This window comes from Nostoc sp., assembly GCF_036917095.1.
Lineage (GTDB): Bacteria > Cyanobacteriota > Cyanobacteriia > Cyanobacteriales > Nostocaceae > Nostoc.
This window is the reverse complement of the sequence record NZ_JBALFH010000042.1, coordinates 51,873-69,102: the sequence shown is the minus strand read 5'-3', so window position 1 is coordinate 69,102 and position 17,230 is coordinate 51,873. Positions and strand designations below refer to the sequence as shown.

Below are 17,230 nucleotides of genomic sequence, written 5' to 3'. Positions count from 1 at the left end.
TAAGTTGCCTTACCTTATGAATTATATTGTAATTGAAGTGCGAAGATTTGAAAGGAGCGATGCCTACAGCGGGCTACGCCTACGCATTATCGCCTACGCTGACCACCTCGAACCAGGAGTTGTCTGCATTACTTAGTCCGTTCTGTCGCCCCTGGTACGTTCCAGTAGACCGAAAAGTTTTGCAATGCCAACTCTTAGAGAGGCTTTGCCAACGGCGGGCGTAGCCATCGCTCAGTGATGGATACTATTTGAATTTATCGTATTCCTTATTACCTAATCATTTTTCTTTTTTAAGGTTAAGCCTGCACCTAAAAATCCTAATGTTATACCCAAAATCGATGCAGGTTCTGGAATTTGAGTTGCGTTTAATTTCACATTATCGAAATTAATTTCTATCCCATCACTCTGTAAAAGGTTCAGCAATCGGATTTCTAATGGTTTCCCTAAGTTTGGGTTATTAGCTAAACTAATATACGAAATACTAGAGGTAACAAAAGCTCCTTCTGTTATGCTCAGGTTATTATAATCTTGACTAAGTAAAGTTCCTCCAGCTAATAATTGAATAGCATAGCCAGGGAAACCATCTAAAGTGGTGAAACCATTCACAGGTGGAATATTGGCTATTTCAACCTGTAAGGTATATTTCGTATTAGCTGTCAATAGACTGGGAAGTGTTTGTGATATTCCCACAGCACCACTTCCAGGCGGATAAGTGAGGTAAACATATCCAACATTATTACCTTCTGGAGCTTCGTTAAAATAAACGTCTGCTGTAGGATTGTATGCACCATAAATTGGCTCACCACCACCTATACTGGCAGATGTCAGGTTAGATGGATCGTATAATGTCCAGCCAGGTAACACATTAATAGTAAAGTCTCCTTCTCCTATTATTGGTTCTTCAAAACCTGCATTAGCTATACTTAAACTTGCTGCATTTGCAGTAGGAGTTTTAGTGATAGCTACAATATTTATAGATGCACAGATAGCAGAAATATAAGCAATTTTTGTAGAGATTTTTTTGGAAATCATAATTTTAGTTGTAGATAGTATGAGAAATAATTTAGTAAGTAATCAGTCAAATTTGATTTTATAACTACTAAATTCGCAAAATTCATACTTTACGTAATTTTTCGTTATTCTAATTATCAGATGTTAACACTGCCTTAAAAAATAATTATTAAGATAGCAATATATTTTGGTATGATATTTAATAAATTTAAATTAACTGAACTTTAAATTAAACATCAGATCTTAACAGTAACTTCATCTAAACATTGATAATTCTAGTGGTTTATATCATTTCTTAGTTAAACTCACTAATTGTTGATGTTTATCTTGAGTCAGGTTAACAGTATATTTAACTGGGAACATCCCTCTTTTTTAATCAATACCCTTTCAGGGCATTGCTAGACAAACAAAGCTTGCCTACCGTGCGATCGCATACTTTTCGATTTACTGACATTTTCTCGATCTGGTGCCCAAGTTCACCTGCAATATGCACCAGCAGAATTTGGGCGTACTGCTGAGTCTACATTAATACTGGAGGAGCATTCCTGATGATTTATAGCTTAATTGTCTGCTCCTCTGTAAAAATTGTTGATTAATTCTATTGAAATAGCTAATACTAATGCTCAAAAAAAACTAGATAACTCATAGATAAGTTACAGGATTCATACTTAAAAATGTTTAAATCTAATCTTGAGTCTTTTGTTGATAAATTTGCGGTGCAAGAATGACTTGAATTTGCTTTTCTTGGCATTTTTGAGAAAAACTGCGGATTTGAGCTTTCTCGTCTCCTTCAATGGACAAAGATTTTAAAAATCCCTGAAATCCTAAAAAAGCTAATTCGTAGATAGCTTTCTGACTAAAAGTACCTTGAAAATAGCCAGTGTGGGTATCAACACCTTGAGGATCTCTATTATTAATAGACTTGCGAATAAATGCCAAAGTTAGGAAAATATAGTTGACAAAATTTATCGCTGGCTTTTGTAGAGCAGAACTAACAATTCCGATCTGAGCACTCCGATCGTCTTTATAATCTGTACAGTCAAAATATGTAAATAAATCTGCGGGTTTAACCTCATTGGGAGAAATTTCAGTTATTTCTTCAAATCTTCCTTCGAGTTTTCTGTGTTCGCTACTAGAAGAACGAATTTCTAAATAGTTATAAGGGTTATCGAGTATGTAATCTTTTTCATATTCTTCTTCCTGGAAATTAACAACTCCATATCTGGGTGTATGGCCAACTTTATCTTTTTTATCGTTGAAATGCTTAACTGTTATATTACCAAGCCTATAGCCACTAATACGAGTTCGTGCGGGGAAACTAAAGTAATTTGCGGCAGTGGAGGTAAATCGTAACGCTAAATCTCCCTCATTACAAAAGATATAAGCTTCTTCGCACCGACGTAAAGAAGAACGAAGGAAATTAGCTCGTCCTGGCAAAATAGTTTCTACAGGAATATCAGGTGCAACTAGCACAAGTCTGCCTAAGCAAAATACCTTGCCAATATCTGAATCAGGTTTTTTATTAATAGATTTAGCGTCAAAAACATCAGAGAGGATACGAATTACATCTGTAACTACAAAACACCCCATACTATGACTAATAAATGACAATTTAATCCGTTTATTCGGGGGTAAGTTTACTGTAAAATCAAGCTGTCTGATCAATTCAACTAAGTCTGTTACACCATAATTACTCGCTCTATAATTATCACGGAAATAAGTAGATATTCGGAGAATAATTAATGTAAAAATAATTGAAGATACAATACCAGAAAAAATTAGCAACACTGTGAAAAAGTGGACAGCGCTATTACTTAAAATATCTAGAAACAACAAAACTATGGCAGAAAATATACTAATTGTTAGTCCTACAACTAAATTGATAGCTAGTAAAATTGGTAAAGAATACAGTGCATTAATTAGCTTTTGCCCAAAGGAACCAGATTCATCTGTTTTTATGGGACTTTCTGCGGGCCATCTATATCCTATAAAAATATACTTATTTGGTTGCTGAATATGTGTATTAACATATTCATAAATCTTTTTACAGCCTGTCTCTGTATCAGATGGTGTAGAACTATAACCATGAATATTTATAATAATTTCTGGTTCTGGACTTGATTGTAAAGTTTTAGCAATTTTCTTAATCATCTCCTTGGTTGAAGATTCAGCTTGTCCATCATTGATGTTAAAAAAGTTTTTATTAACAACTTCTGATAAATAGTTAATAGAACGATTCTCTTCAGTTTCAACATTAAGTTTGGCAGTACTAACTACTAGATAACCAGGAATTTTTTCCTGGTTGGTTTTTTTAAATTCGTAAATTTGATATGGTTGATTGTCTGACAGATTATTCTTATCAGGACAGTTCATCATGTCTATTTTCCTCGATAATTTAGGTTAAGTATATCGCGCTCACTATGCTTTAGGTTTATATAATGACCCCGATTTTTCCTTAACCGAGCAGTATTGGGAGAATCTAGTTCATCCCCAGATGTTGCAAGTTCCTTAACTTGAGGAGAATAGCTTTTAGGAACAGGGGTAGAAGACATACACTACTAATTGAAGTGCGGAATGTGGGTTATAGCTTATACTAGTTTTTCAGACTTCAAAACTACCCATTGCGTCACCGGTGCCATTGCTCGCCAGCCCAAAAATTTCCCAATAGGTTCCGCCCGCTGAATTGCAATACGAGTTAAATCACCACCGACTCGTTCGTGCCATTGAAATAAAGTTTGCTCGCCCTCTACCGTCACTACATTTGCCACCAAACGCCCACCCGGCTTTAGTGCTTCCCAGCAAACATCAAAAAGTCCCGTTGCTGTCACCCCACCACCAATAAAAATGGCATCTGGTGCAGGTAAATCTTTCAGGGCATGGGGCGCTTTCCCTTCAATGATTTGCAGATTTGGAGTACCCAGAGTGGCGGCATTATCGGCAATGTAAAGTAGTCTAGAAGAATTTTGTTCGATCGCGATCGCTCGACACCGAGGATTACTCCGCATCCATTCGATAGAAATTGAGCCGCAACCCGCGCCAACATCCCACAACAGCGCTCCCGGTGTGGGAGCTAAAGCTGCTAGGGTGATTGCCCTAACTTCACGTTTAGTTAACTGTCCATCGTGGTGGTAGGCGTTATCTGGTAATCCTGGTAATCTTGGTAATGGGATAACCCCAGCATCAGCAATACAATAAACTGCGATCGCATTCAAAGCCGCAACTTCAGGTTCACTCCAAGATGCAGCCGTCCCTTCTACAATTCTTTCATGAGCGCCACCCATCCGCTCCAATACGGTGATTTTGCTGCCACCATAACCGCGATTTGTCAAAATTTGAGCGACAATGCCGGGTGTGTCCTTCCCTTCGCTCAAAATCAACAGCCGCGCTTTTGGATAAATATAAGACTGGAGTAGAGAGGATGGACGACCATTCAAACTCAAGGTTTCCACCTCAGTTAAAGACCATCCAACCCTGGCACAGGCGAGGCTGAAGGCTGAAGGTGCGGGGATAATCGTCATTTCAGAGACGGGAATTCGCCGCATCAAGGTGACACCAATGCCGTAACACATAGGATCGCCGCTTGCGAGTACGCAAATTGACTGACCGCGACGCTGGATGATTTCGTCTACAGAAGTGCTAATGGGGGATGTCCAGACTAGTTTCTCACGTTGGTCATTTGTAGGGAGCATTGCTAAATGGCGATCGCCTCCCACAATTACTTTAGCTCGATCGACTAGAGAACGAGCGATCGCGCTTAACCCCTCTAATCCATCTTCCCCAATACCGACGATTGAAAGCCATTTCTGTGTCATGCTAATTCATGATTAATACTTTATCGGCGATTACAAACAAGTAATCTCCATGATTGTTTTCATATTTCTTGACAATCTCTGCGATGCGTCCTGTGTTAATATCTGCTGCTAGCTTTTGACACCCAGTAGCGATTTCATCCGCAGAAGCTAGCAAAGCAAACGTAGAAATTCCAGAGCGGATATTTTCGTTTAAATATATTTCCGGACGATGTTTTCCACTATATAAAAACAAGTCTTGCAAGTTTTCGGAAATAGAATAAGGTTCAATATCTACTGAGCTAAAACCTACCTCATTGAGAGCATATTTGACCTTTTCTAAACTTGGCATCTGTTCAGCAGATTTATGTATAGCCTCTGGAAAATATTCGACTAACCAATATTTGCTCATTTGCTCCGGTGTGGCAGTAAATAATACAAAACGACCAGCCGCCAAAACACGGTAAATCTCTCGAAAAGCCTGATTTAGTGCGGCAAAATGATGTATTGCTAGCGTGCATAACACACCAGAGAAACTTCCGTCAGCATAAGGTAAAGCCTCAGCTTCTGCAAGTTGCCAAGCGATAGCATTACTTTTATTCGTAGCAGCGTCAATCATCTGTTTTGACTGGTCTACTCCATGCCAAATCCCACCGTGTTTAGCTAAAGCTAGCGTATAATTTCCGGTGCCACATCCCACATCGAGATATGAAGAATCTAATTTAACCTTAAGGTGTTTAGCTAATTGGGCAACAATGTTAGGGTCAGCGCGACGAGTCAAATCATAGCCTTTGCCAATTTGCTCATAGACAGCCATTTCTTGAATTTCTCACAAATTTTTAAAATAGCGAACAGTTATCAGTTACCACTAGTACTTTTTCAAGCTATAGCAATCCTATTTGAGTTGTGAATAATATAGATTAGGAAACGAACCGCCTCCTCTGCGAGACGCTATGCGAACGCGCAGCGTCTCGTTAGAGAAGGACGCGAAGGACGCAAAGGAAAAAAAGAAGAAAGAGAGATATATTTTTCACCAATGATTTAGGACTGCTATAGTTTTGAGGGTTCGTAGTAAGGACTTTAATCCTTACTACCAACTCGATCGTCGATCGCTCTTAAACCATCGCTACTGTTGCTTTCAATGCAAAAATTTTCTCAATCACATCTTCTACCACCTTATCTGGCGTAGAAGCACCAGAAGTTATTCCCACAGCAATTTCTCCGTTTGGTAACCAGTTTTCTGTAGTTATTAACTGCCCATTTAATTGCCGATGTTCTATAGAATCTCCTGATTTAATCCGTTCAACAGTATCAATATGATAAGAAGGAATTCCCCGCTCAAAAGCAATTTGTTGCAACTGAGTAGTATTCGATGAATTAAACCCACCAATTACTATCATTAAATCTAAATTATGTTCTACTAACTCCAACATTGCATCTTGCCGTTCTTGGGTGGCGTCACAAATGGTGTTAAAGCTTTGGAAATGCTGATTTAACTCGGTGGGGCCATATTTTTGCAACATAGTCCGCTCGAAAAGCTTGCCAATTTGCTCAGTTTCGCCTTTCAGCATCGTAGTTTGGTTGGCAATACCAACTCTTTCTAAATCTCTATCGGGGTCAAATCCTGCTGAACAAGCTTTAGGAAATTTTGTCAGAAATTCTTCACGGTTGCCACCATTGATAATATAGTCAGCAACATATTGTGCTTCTTGCAAATTCAACACAATTAAATACTTGCCAGCAAAGGAACTAGTTGCAACTGTTTCCTCGTGCTTATATTTACCGTGAATTATTGATGTGTAATCGATTTTTTTGTGCTTTTCTACTGTATTCCAAACTTTAGAGACCCAAGGACAAGTTGTATCAACAATTTTGCAGCCTTTATCGTGAAGTATCTGCATTTCTTGAACGCTTGCCCCAAAAGCGGGTAATATGACTACATCACCAGTTCCAACAACAGAAAAGTCTTTATTCTTTCCTTCAATAGGGATGAATTCTACTTCCATCTCCTGCATCCGCTGATTTACAGAAGGGTTATGGATAATCTCGTTAGTAATCCAGATGTGTTCTGTGGGGAAGTGCTGACGAGTTTCGTAGGCCATCGCAACAGCTCGTTCTACACCCCAGCAAAAGCCAAAGGCTTGTGCTAGTCGGATTGTCACATCACCTTGTTGTAGGGTGTAATTGCGATCGCGAATTTCTTGAATTAAGTTACTCTGATACTCAGATTGCAACTGGGTGGCAACTTCTGCTTGATGACCAAAGCCCTTACGATTGTAATTTTCTGAATGTTGCAGGCTGCGCTTAAAAGCTTTTGTATCCATTAGATTTGTCTACTTAAACCACTATTTTTTATTTTCTCGCGCCAATACGCGATTTATACAGAGTTGTATTCAAAGATATTACTTCTTTTTGTCCTTTAGCCTTTTTCCCCCGAAGGACGTTGACCTTTATAGGGCAAGGAAAGGGGGAGACAAGGGGACAAGGGACTTCCAAATAAAAAAACATCCCATTGCTTTTAGGGCAAGAAGAGTGAATTCATTTATGGAGAAAAATAAAAATTATTCTCTTGATTGCTTGCAACGAGGCGCTTTATGTCCTTATTTCAATCATGAAGATTTATCTATAGGTTTTCATCCTTAGAGAACTCCAAAAATTAAATTACTCTTAAATTACTCAATTCCTGCATCCAACAGGACTAGTAGATATCTTCTTCCCCTGCTCCCTCAGCGATTGATTATTTTTTTATTTGGAAGTCCCTTATCCCCCCATCGCCTTGTCCCCTTGTCCTCTTCCGTGAAGCTGGGGTTTTAATTCGATCTCGCTATAAATCTGCAATGCAGAACGCCAAACCATATAGCCTTCAGGACTTAAGTGTAAGCCGTCAGTAGTAAATTCACGGCGGAGATTTCCTTGTTTGTTGGTAAACAGGGGATATAAATCGAGATATTTAACACCTTTTTTGGTAGATATGCTTTGCAGTTGCTCATTTAACTCGTGAATGCGATTATTGGCAACAGCCAGAAGTTTATCTCGTCCTTTCCAGGTTGCTTCCTCTGCCGCATGTGGCAAAATCGATTGGACAACAATTTGCGCTGTGGGATGCGTCTTTCGTAGGTAATTGATAATTTGCCGCTGATTATCTAAAATTACCTCGTCGCTCGTCCCGCGAATTAGGTCATTAATGCCAATCATCACAAAAATCACCTCTGGCTGGGTGCGGTCAAATATTTTTAATCTTTTCAATAGTCCATTGCTGGTTTCGCCAGAAATCCCTTGATTGAGCCAATTTTTACCTTCGGGTAATAACTCAGCAGGAAACCACAAACTCAGAGAATCTCCCGCCAGGATAGTTAAATGCGGAGGACGTTGGTCAGCGGCGACCTTGGCTTCTTGCTTGAGGATTTCTACCCACTCTTGATAAGTGAGTTGATGACGGCGACCTAAATCAAGTGTAGCAATTTGGCGTGAGTTGTTCAGGCTGATTGACTCTGGGGATGTTATTACCCCAAAAAAAGCGGCCAATTTCTGCTGTTGCCAAATTAGCAGAATGACCGCCAACATTAGGATGCCGTTGGTTAACAGCGATAAAAATGCCCAGATAGGAAAGGTTTTTGCAGATGTAGACACGACTAGCGAAATTTACCAATTATTTGAATCAAATTTTAACGCTAGCGATCGCAAATCAGCCCAATTTTGGATTTTGAATTTTGGATTTTAGATTTTTCTTTGAATCTAAAATCCAAAATTGAATAACTCAGCACTCTTTACTGAGTGGGACGATCGCCAAACTCGGAGTTGTAACCTTCTTCACCGTGTTCGTTGATATCCAAACCTTGCAATTCTGCTTCCTCTTTGACTCGCAGCCCTACTGTAGCATCGATAACCTTGAGAATAATCCACGTACCAACACCTGCGATCGCATAGGCAACGGCAATTGCTACTAGTTCAACTCCCAATTCACCAAAATTACCCCGCAGCACTCCGTCTTTACCTGCTCCATTGACTTGAGTTGTGGCAAAGATGGCCGTTAAAATTGCCCCCACTGTACCACCAACCCCATGCACGGGAAAGGTATCTAAAGCATCGTCAATTTCTAGCTTGTGCTTGAAGCTGATGGCATAGAAGCAAACAAAGGCGGTAATGAAACCAATTAAAATCGCTGATAGCGGTGTGACAAATCCGGCGGCGGGAGTGATGCCCACCAAACCAGCAACGGCTCCTGTAGCTGCTCCCACGGCTGTCGGTTTACCCCGTAAAACAGCTTCCAAAATTAGCCACATTAAAGCTGCTGCTGCCGCCGCCGTATTGGTGGCGACAAAGGCTGTTGTTGCCACATTGGTGACTAAGTTACCAGAAGTTCCACTAGCAACAGATAGGGCACTGCCAGCGTTGAAACCGAACCAACCAAACCACAGCAAACCAGCACCCAGCAAAATGAAGGGGACGTTGTGCGGCGGACTAAGGCGATCGGGATGGGTTTTCCGAGGCCCAAGGACGATTGCTGCTACCAGAGCAGAAACACCAGAACTAATATGAACTACTGTGCCACCTGCAAAGTCGAGGGCACCCAAACCACCATACAAACCTAAAAATCCACCTTTCGCCCATACCATGTGGGCCAGAGGTGCGTAAACAAAGGTTGACCACAGTAAAACAAACAGCGAATAGGCGCGGAAACTCATCCGTTCTGCGATCGCCCCAGAAATTAAGGCTGGGGTGATAATCGCAAACATGGCTTGGTAGATCGTGAATGCCTGGTGGGGTATTGTTCCGGCATAAGAAACAACTTCCGCTGGGTTTGACCCTTTGAGATAATCTGTTGTTTCTAACCCCACACCATTCAATCCGAACCATTGCAATCCACCGATAAACGGTAAACCTGGCGCAAAGGAAAGACTGTAGCCCCAGAGAATCCAGGTAACTCCCACGATCGCCATCAACACAAAGCTCATCATCAATGTGTTTAGGACGTTGCGCGATCGCACAAATCCACCATAAAAGAACGCTAATCCTGGCGTCATTAATAGCACGAGTGCTGCTGAAATCAGCATAAATGCTGTATCTCCAGTATCAGCAGCAGGTGGAGCCGCGGCTGGTGTTTGGGCAAAAGCATTGCCCATCAGCGGTACTCCCAAAAACAGTAGGGTGATAGCCCCAATTTTTACAACTTTCTTCAACACTTGTTTTTCTTCCTAAGCACCAATTATTTGTATTCTTAACTACATTTGATTACTTTTAGTTAGACATTTTTGTCTTAAAAGATACTTAACCTTAATCTTCTTGAAATGTTAACAAAAATATAATCCTGATTGTAGTTGCCAAGATTTAAATAAGGGTGTATGTGTGCAATCATTGCATCTTTTTTTTGAAGAATAGCATTTTATTGAACCGCTACAAAATTAGAAATTTTTAGTTACCTACTGTTACAAACCAAGATACGTTGTCAGAATTGACAAGTATCTAGTTACTCGCCAGTATTTTCAGGGAATTTGCACAAATAACAGATATCAGTATGGCTGCTTCTCACCGATTAGTTGCTAAAAAACCTTTACGATTTTGCGTGAGGTTATTATCTGTTTAGAAGGGGCACTATTATAAAACTTATTTGTCCGAAAGAATATAGAAATTTTATTTAATTTCTGGGCGCAAACATGATAATTAGAACACTCACTAAAGCGAAACTTGCTCCTATTAGGTCGTAGCGGTCTGGAGTTATCCTGTCTACCTTCCAACCCCAAAGCATTGCCATTGCGATAAACACGCCACCGTAAGCCGCATACACTCTGCCAAAATTTGCCGATTGGAGAGTTGCAATAACCCCATAGAAAGCTAAAGCAATTCCACCTAATATGCCCCACCAGAACGGCTTACCTTCGCGCAACCACAACCAGATCGCGTAGCCGCCCCCAATTTCAAATAAACCAGCCCACAAAAAATACAGCAGGGACTTAATCATTTTAGCGATTCCTTAATCAGGTCAATAAGGTCGAACTCAGTGAAATTACGCTAACGCTTTTAACTCAACTGTTGTCATTAATTAAAGTAAGTTTGTTGACTAAATTGGAAATTGGGTACTGGGTACTAAAAGAATGGAAGAAACAAGATAAGGACTTCTTTTTTAAGAATTCTCCTTAATCCCCAGTCCCCAGTCCCCAATCCCCAATCCCCAGAATGTAGATAAGGCTCAAGGATGAAAGCACCATTACCTGACAATGAAGCACAGAGAATCGAGACGCTTTTGCAGTATAAAATTCTCGACACGCCATCTGAAGCCGCTTTTGACGACCTCACCCGTTTAGCCTCATATATTTGTCAGACTCCTATTGCTTTAATTAGCTTAATTGATACAAACCGTCAGTGGTTTAAGTCAAAAGTCGGAATGGAAGCCATAGAAACGCATCGAGATTTGGCATTCTGCGCCCATGCTATTCTACAGCCTGATGTTTTGGTTGTGCCTGATGCAACATCCGACCAAAGGTTCGCCACAAACCCACTAGTCACTTCTGACCCAAATATTCGGTTTTATGCTGGTGTACCTCTGACTAATCCTGAAGGATATCCGCTAGGAACGCTATGTGTAATTGACTACGTGCCACGAGAACTTACTCCAGATCAGATAGAGGCATTACGAACCTTAAGTCGTCAAGTCATCAAGCAACTGGAATTGCGTCGAAATTTAGCAAGTTTGGTACTTGTTACCAACAAAAGCAAACAGGCGCAGTGGGTACGCAAGCAATTTTTCAAAAAGATTGTGGCAGGATTTGGTTTGGCGTCGGCATTTTTAGTTCTGATTGGTGTGGTTTCTTATCAAAATACAAAAGTATCTACCAATAATCGCAGTATAGTAAAAAATACTTATAAAATAATTAACAACTTAGAAGAACTACTGTCCCAGATCAAGGATGCTGAAATTAGACAAAATGGTTACATCTTGACTGGAAAACAAATTTATCTAAAACCTTATCAAACAGCACTTGCTAACGTCGATCGAGAAATTGCCAAGCTGAAAAATTTAACAGCAGATCGACCGAACCAACGAAAGCAGATCGCAACGCTTGAATTTTTAATAACGGCTAAAGTTACTGAACTAAAACAGACTATCGACTTGCGCCAGAACAAAGGATTAGAGGCGGCATTGCAAGTACTACTGAAAAATGACGAACAAAATCTCATGGGTGATATCCGCAAGACGATCCATGAGATTGAAAACGATGAAAAGGGACAACTTCAGCAGCAGTCACAAGCAAAAAAAGTTAGGAGTCGTAACACAATTATGACACTTGCGATCGCCATCTGCCTAAGTTTTATCGTTCTTGCTGTAGTCTACTACTTCATCTATCGTGAGGTCAGCGAGCGCAAGAGGACAGAAGAAACCTTAAACCAAGAACGCAACTTTATCTCAGCAGTTCTTGATACAGTCGGCGCGTTGGTAATAGTTCTGGATTCTCAAGGGCAAATCGTTCGTTTCAATCAAGCTTGCGAGCAAATAACCGGTTACTCCTTCGATGAGGTGAGGGGGAGGCATTTCTGGAACTTGTTCCTACTTCCTGAAGAGGTGGAGTCAGTCAAAGCAATTTTTGAGCAATTGCTAACTGGTAGAGGTTTCCTAGAGTACGAAAACTGTTGGGTAATGAAAGATGGCAGTCGGCGACTGATTGCCTGGTCGAATACGTTCTTAAAAGACTATGGAGGAGCAGTAGAATACATTGTTGGCACTGGCATTGACATTACCGATCGCAAACGAGTACAGCAGCATCTAACTGCACAATATGCTGCAACCCGCGTTTTAGCAGATTCCACTACGACGGGCGTTGCCACTCCCCAAATTCTCCAAGGGATCTGCGAAAGTTTAGGATGGGATTTGGGTGAAATTTGGATGGTTGATCCGCAAACAAATGTGCTGTGTTTTCTTGATATGTGGCATAAAACATCCCTTGAGGTGCAAGATTTTGAAGCACTAAATCGGCAAACCACCTTTGCACCAGGAATTGGGCTACCTGGTCGAGTTTGGGCTAGTTCTGAACCTGTTTGGATCGCCGATCTCGTTAAAGATATTAATTTCCCTAGCTTCAAAATTGCTGCTCAAGTAGGGCTACATGCAGCTTTTGGTTTTCCGATCCGCAGCGGTAACAAAATCCTCGGTGTTATTACTTGTTTCAACTGTGAAATTCAGCCACACGACCAAGATTTGGCAAAAACAATGAATTCCATTGGCGAACAAGTGGGGCAGTTTATTCAGCGTAAACAGGCTGAAGAAGAAATACAACGCCAAAACTTGCGAACGCAACTATTTACCGAAATCGCCCTGAAGATTCGTCAGTCTTTGCAAATCGAAGAAATTCTCCAAATCACTGTCGAGGAGGTACAAAAGATTCTCCAGACTGACCGAGTTTTGATTTATCAGCTTTTGCCAGATGAGTCTGCACCCACGGTTATTGAAGCAGTCGTTTCTGGCTTACCAGCAATCAAAGAGCAAAACATCACCCCCCCTTACTTCCAAGCGGAATATCTACAACAGTATTATCTACAGCAATACCGTCAAGGACGGGTTTTGGGGCTGGCTAACTTGGATCTGCTGGAAGTTGAACAAAGCTATCTGGAATTAATGCAACAGTTTGGGGTCAAAGTCAATTTGGTTGTGCCCATTTTGGTCAAAGAAGAACTTCGCGGTTTGCTGATAGTTCATCAGTGTGACGATTCCCATCACTGGTCTAACTTTGAAACCGATCTTTTGCGGCAAATAGCCGACCAAGTAGGTATTGCCTTAGCCCAAGCCCAACTGTTGGCAGCAGAAACTCATCAGCGACAAGAACTTGAAATTGCCCGTCGTCAAGCCGAATTAGCTTCTCACACTAAAAGTGCCTTTTTGGCAAATATAAGTCATGAAATTCGCACGCCGATGAACGCTGTATTGGGAATGACCAGTTTGGTGTTAGATACTCCCTTAGATGCAGAACAGCGAGATTTTATTGAAATAATTCGTAGTAGTGGAGACGCCCTTTTAAGTTTAATCAACGAGATTTTGGATCTTTCCAAACTTGAGGCTGGAGAGATGGCTCTCGAAACTCTAGATTTTGACCTATCCACTTGTGTGGAAGAAGTGGTGGAATTATTGGCTCCCTCAGCCCATAACAAAGGATTAGAAATTGCCGCCATGATTGAGCACAACGTCCCCACCCTCCTCAAAGGAGATGCTGGTAGGCTGCGGCAAATTCTCATGAACTTAATTAGCAACGCTATCAAGTTCACCAGCGCTGGCGAAATATTAGTGCAAGCCGAATTGCGTTCGCTTTCTTCTACTACAGCCACCATCCATTTTGCGATCGCAGATACGGGTCTTGGCATTAGCCCTGAAGACCAACGCAAACTCTTTATGCCATTTACCCAAGTGGATGCTTCGACCACTCGCAAGTATGGTGGTACTGGTTTGGGATTAGCCATCTGCAAACAACTGGTGACCTTGATGGGAGGAGTGATTGGGGTAGAAAGTCAGATGGAGAAAGGATCTAAGTTTTGGTTTGAGGTGCTTTTTACCAAGCAAGTTAAGCCTGTTTTACCAAAATGCGATCGCGGACTTTTGCACAATCGCCGCTTGTTAATGGTGGATAACAACAGTACTAATTACAAAATTATCTCCCATCAAGCTACTCATTGGGGAATGCAGGTAGATCGAGCTGACAGTGTTGCTGCTGCTCTCAAAGTTATTCAAAAAGCTTGTAAGCAGGGAAAAACCTATGATGTCGCCTTGGTTGATATGCAAATGTCTCAAACTAATGGCATGACAATAGAGGAACAAATTCAAGCTAATTCTGAAATTGCTGAGATACCTTTGATTCTGCTCGCCTCTACTAATCAACGGGATGAAATGCAGCAGGCGCTCAAAATGGGATTTGCTGCTTATTTGGTCAAACCCATTAAGCCATCGCGACTCCTCGATACCATCATGACTATTTTAGAAACTCGGTCTGAATCAGAACAAGGGGCTAGAGTCTGGAGGCTAGAGGCTGCTGAAGAAATCCAAAGTACAGATTCAGGCATTCTTATTTCCTCTTCCCTTAAGGCTTCTACTAAATCCAAGTTAAGAATTCTCTTAGCTGAAGATAATTTGGTGAATCAGAAAGTAGCCCTGAAGCAACTCCAGAGTTTGGGTTACAAAGCCGATGTCGTTGCTAATGGAAGGGAAGTTTTGCAGTTATTACAAAAAATTCCTTACGATTTGATTCTAATGGATTGCCAAATGCCAATTCTCGACGGTTTAGAAACCACAAAAGAAATTCATCGTTGGCAAGAGGAGGCTTTTGCCTTGCGTCGTCGTCCTGTGGTGATTGCGATGACGGCTAATGCGATGAAAGAAGACGAACAAATGTGCCTCAATGCAGGAATGGACGACTATCTAAGTAAGCCAGTGTTTAAAGAAAAATTGGCTGCGACCCTGGAGCGTTGGGCAGGCACGATCCTCTCCCAACAAGAGGCAGGTGTGTATGAACAGACATTTTCCACTGACCTAACAATTGATTGGGAACAATTGCATCGGATATCGGGAAATGACGCAGAATTTGAATTAAATTTATTACAAATATGCGTTGAAGATATTGAACCCCGTTTAGAGATAATTAAAGCAGCGATCGCATCTCATGACTTTGAGCAAATTACGCGAGAAGCTCATCACCTTAAAGGTGCTAGTGTCAACATTGGAGCCACAACTATGTACCTAGCAGCTGACAAACTAGAAGGATTGGCTGACCATCAAGACCTTGGAGATGCTACTAATTTAATTTTAGAGTTACAAGAATTTGTTAACTGCATTCAAGTTTTTTTAATCAGAAACCAGGTAACAAATCGCACCTTGCTACCAATCAAGAACGATCGGGCATAAACTTCAAAAACAGCCTTGATGTACCCGTTGCAGTAAAATCATGTATATAATATTACAAATTTTTACAGAACGACAACCTGGATAAAATCTTCCTACGTCTCCAGCAACTTTAGCTGATATAGTAGCTGATACCGTCAGCACTTGGCGATTTATCATTATTCAAGAGGTCTTTATGAAACGCTTAGTCTACATCATCCCCGTTACTGCAATTGCCTTACTGACATTAGTAGGATGCAACAGCGAGCAAAAATCTGCTACCCAGACTCCTACCACCACTGAAACCACTGCGGCGACAGCAGTATCCAAAACACCTGTTACTACACAGGGAGGTTTTAATACTTTGGTCGGTGTAGTTTCAAATACAAAAACTGCGGTGTCAGCCGGAAACTTTGACAAAGCTCAACAGGAATTTAATAAGTTTGAAAACTCTTGGTCTAAGGTTGAGGATGGTGTCAAAACTAAATCTTCAAAAACCTATAATGTAATTGAAGATACTGCGACCCAGGTGAAGGGGGCGCTGAAAGCAAAAGATAAAGCGAAAGCTCTTAAAGGCTTACAAACACTTGACACAAATATCGCCACTGTTTCTAAAAAGTGAGAGAAAACTAACATAGAGCAGGAGTCAAAAGACAGGAGATATATCTTGTCTGGTTAAAGACTTATCATTAAGATCGCAGTTCTTGCTGGGGGAGAAAGAGTTTTCAGATTTTTGCACAGGTGCAGGAATCATCACTAATCAGCCGGATATGATAACAGTAGGAAAACAGTCTTTATATCTGGCTTTAAAACAAATAGTTCTGTACCTCATCAAGTTGCAAACTGCTATAGTTTCCACTGGAGATTTTGGATAATGCGTTCATTTCGCAAGTACCACCGGACTCTGGCGATTATTTTGGCTTTACCGCTTGCTGTAACATTGTTAACTGGTATTGCAGCTACCCTGGTAGGTGAGTGGTCAGCTAACTTTGGAGTTGGGCGTAGTCTACTGCTTTCGATTCATCGTGGTGAAATCTTTGGTTTACAGGGAATCTACCCGATTTTGAACGGACTAGGATTATTGGGATTATTGGTTACTGGATTAAGTATGACTAGTTTGTTTGGTCGGAAAAGGCCAAAATCCGAGAAGGATTAGAAAAGTCATCATTTCACTTAAGAGCGATCGCAGTCTTTTAAGATATAAAGATAAGTAGGTTTCGGTGCGATCGCGAAGGTGTAATGAAGGCAGAATCCATTGTCTCCAGTGCTGCAAAACCCATTGCAGAAGCAGTTTCCAGAGGTATTCCTACTGCTTCCAAACGGAGGAAGGGAAAAATCAATATCTCCATGTCAACACTACAGGGAATGATTTTCTTTACTTAGATTCCCAGAACGTGACTTGACTTAGGGTAGGACTGTAAAGAGACAGAAGGAAGCAAAAAGTACTTTCACACGTCATAATCTACATCATGTCTGGCTACTTACAGCAGAATTATGAAGTAAAATAGGCTTTCTCCTTGGTTTTGAGACTTAGGTTGTGTATTTCACCAAATTGAAATCCGCTGGAATTTGGACA

13 protein-coding genes are annotated in these 17,230 nt (G+C 40.9%); 3 read left to right on the top strand and 10 right to left on the bottom strand.

The genetic code is table 11. The features are described 5' to 3' along the window. Positions 1 to 273 precede the first annotated feature (273 nt). The 8 genes from V7L01_RS23675 to V7L01_RS23640 all read right to left on the bottom strand — a co-directional run bounded on the left by V7L01_RS23675 (position 274) and on the right by V7L01_RS23640 (position 10,758). Entirely contained in the window at positions 274 to 1,032 is a 759-nt protein-coding gene (locus V7L01_RS23675) for a PEP-CTERM sorting domain-containing protein (RefSeq protein WP_335038985.1), read from the bottom strand. 663 nt (positions 1,033 to 1,695) lie between these two features. Continuing rightward, positions 1,696 to 3,387, bottom strand: coding sequence for an alpha/beta hydrolase (locus V7L01_RS23670; protein ID WP_335038984.1), 1,692 nt, complete (start codon positions 3,385 to 3,387; stop codon positions 1,696 to 1,698). A 212-nt stretch (positions 3,388 to 3,599) separates the two neighbouring features. Next, positions 3,600 to 4,823: a precorrin-6y C5,15-methyltransferase (decarboxylating) subunit CbiE gene (gene cbiE / locus V7L01_RS23665; RefSeq protein ID WP_335038982.1), complete on the bottom strand. Its 1,224-nt coding sequence runs from the start codon at positions 4,821 to 4,823 to the stop codon at positions 3,600 to 3,602. Position 4,824: 1 nt separating this feature from the next. Then, positions 4,825 to 5,616 carry a class I SAM-dependent methyltransferase gene (locus tag V7L01_RS23660; protein ID WP_335038980.1) on the bottom strand — a complete coding sequence of 264 codons (792 nt, stop codon included), beginning with the start codon at positions 5,614 to 5,616 and terminating at the stop codon, positions 4,825 to 4,827. A 298-nt stretch (positions 5,617 to 5,914) separates the two neighbouring features. Continuing rightward, on the bottom strand, positions 5,915 to 7,123 hold the full coding sequence (locus V7L01_RS23655) for a 4-hydroxy-3-methylbut-2-enyl diphosphate reductase (protein ID WP_335038978.1): 1,209 nt from the start codon (positions 7,121 to 7,123) through the stop codon (positions 5,915 to 5,917). Positions 7,124 to 7,559: 436 nt separating this feature from the next. Beyond that, on the bottom strand, positions 7,560 to 8,429 hold the full coding sequence (locus V7L01_RS23650) for an SGNH/GDSL hydrolase family protein (protein ID WP_335038976.1): 870 nt from the start codon (positions 8,427 to 8,429) through the stop codon (positions 7,560 to 7,562). A 137-nt stretch (positions 8,430 to 8,566) separates the two neighbouring features. Then, on the bottom strand, positions 8,567 to 9,922 hold the full coding sequence (locus tag V7L01_RS23645) for an ammonium transporter (RefSeq protein ID WP_442937012.1): 1,356 nt from the start codon (positions 9,920 to 9,922) through the stop codon (positions 8,567 to 8,569). 512 nt (positions 9,923 to 10,434) lie between these two features. Further along, positions 10,435 to 10,758, bottom strand: coding sequence for a YnfA family protein (locus tag V7L01_RS23640; RefSeq protein WP_335038973.1), 324 nt, complete (start codon positions 10,756 to 10,758; stop codon positions 10,435 to 10,437). A gap of 234 nt (positions 10,759 to 10,992) precedes the next feature. Here V7L01_RS23640 and V7L01_RS23635 point away from each other — a divergent pair, with 234 nt between their 5' ends. Further along, a complete protein-coding gene (locus tag V7L01_RS23635) occupies positions 10,993 to 15,678 on the top strand; it encodes a GAF domain-containing protein (protein WP_335038972.1) in 4,686 nt (1,561 codons plus the stop codon). A gap of 3 nt (positions 15,679 to 15,681) precedes the next feature. Here V7L01_RS23635 and V7L01_RS23630 read toward each other — a convergent pair whose 3' ends face one another. Further along, entirely contained in the window at positions 15,682 to 15,834 is a 153-nt protein-coding gene (locus tag V7L01_RS23630) for a hypothetical protein (RefSeq protein WP_335038970.1), read from the bottom strand. A gap of 16 nt (positions 15,835 to 15,850) precedes the next feature. On the opposite strand from V7L01_RS23630, the gene V7L01_RS23625 reads away from it, so the two are divergent. Together V7L01_RS23625 and V7L01_RS23620 are read left to right on the top strand one after the other, a co-directional pair. Next, positions 15,851 to 16,276: a DUF4363 domain-containing protein gene (locus V7L01_RS23625; protein WP_335038969.1), complete on the top strand. Its 426-nt coding sequence runs from the start codon at positions 15,851 to 15,853 to the stop codon at positions 16,274 to 16,276. 252 nt (positions 16,277 to 16,528) lie between these two features. Beyond that, complete coding sequence (locus V7L01_RS23620; RefSeq protein ID WP_335038967.1) at positions 16,529 to 16,810, top strand: peptidase; 282 nt, start codon at positions 16,529 to 16,531, stop codon at positions 16,808 to 16,810. Between the two features lie 37 nt (positions 16,811 to 16,847). On the opposite strand, the gene V7L01_RS23615 is transcribed toward V7L01_RS23620, so the two are convergent. Further along, the gene (locus tag V7L01_RS23615) at positions 16,848 to 17,003 is read right to left on the bottom strand and encodes a hypothetical protein (protein WP_335038965.1); all 156 of its coding nucleotides are present in this window, start codon (positions 17,001 to 17,003) and stop codon (positions 16,848 to 16,850) included. Positions 17,004 to 17,230 lie beyond the last annotated feature (227 nt).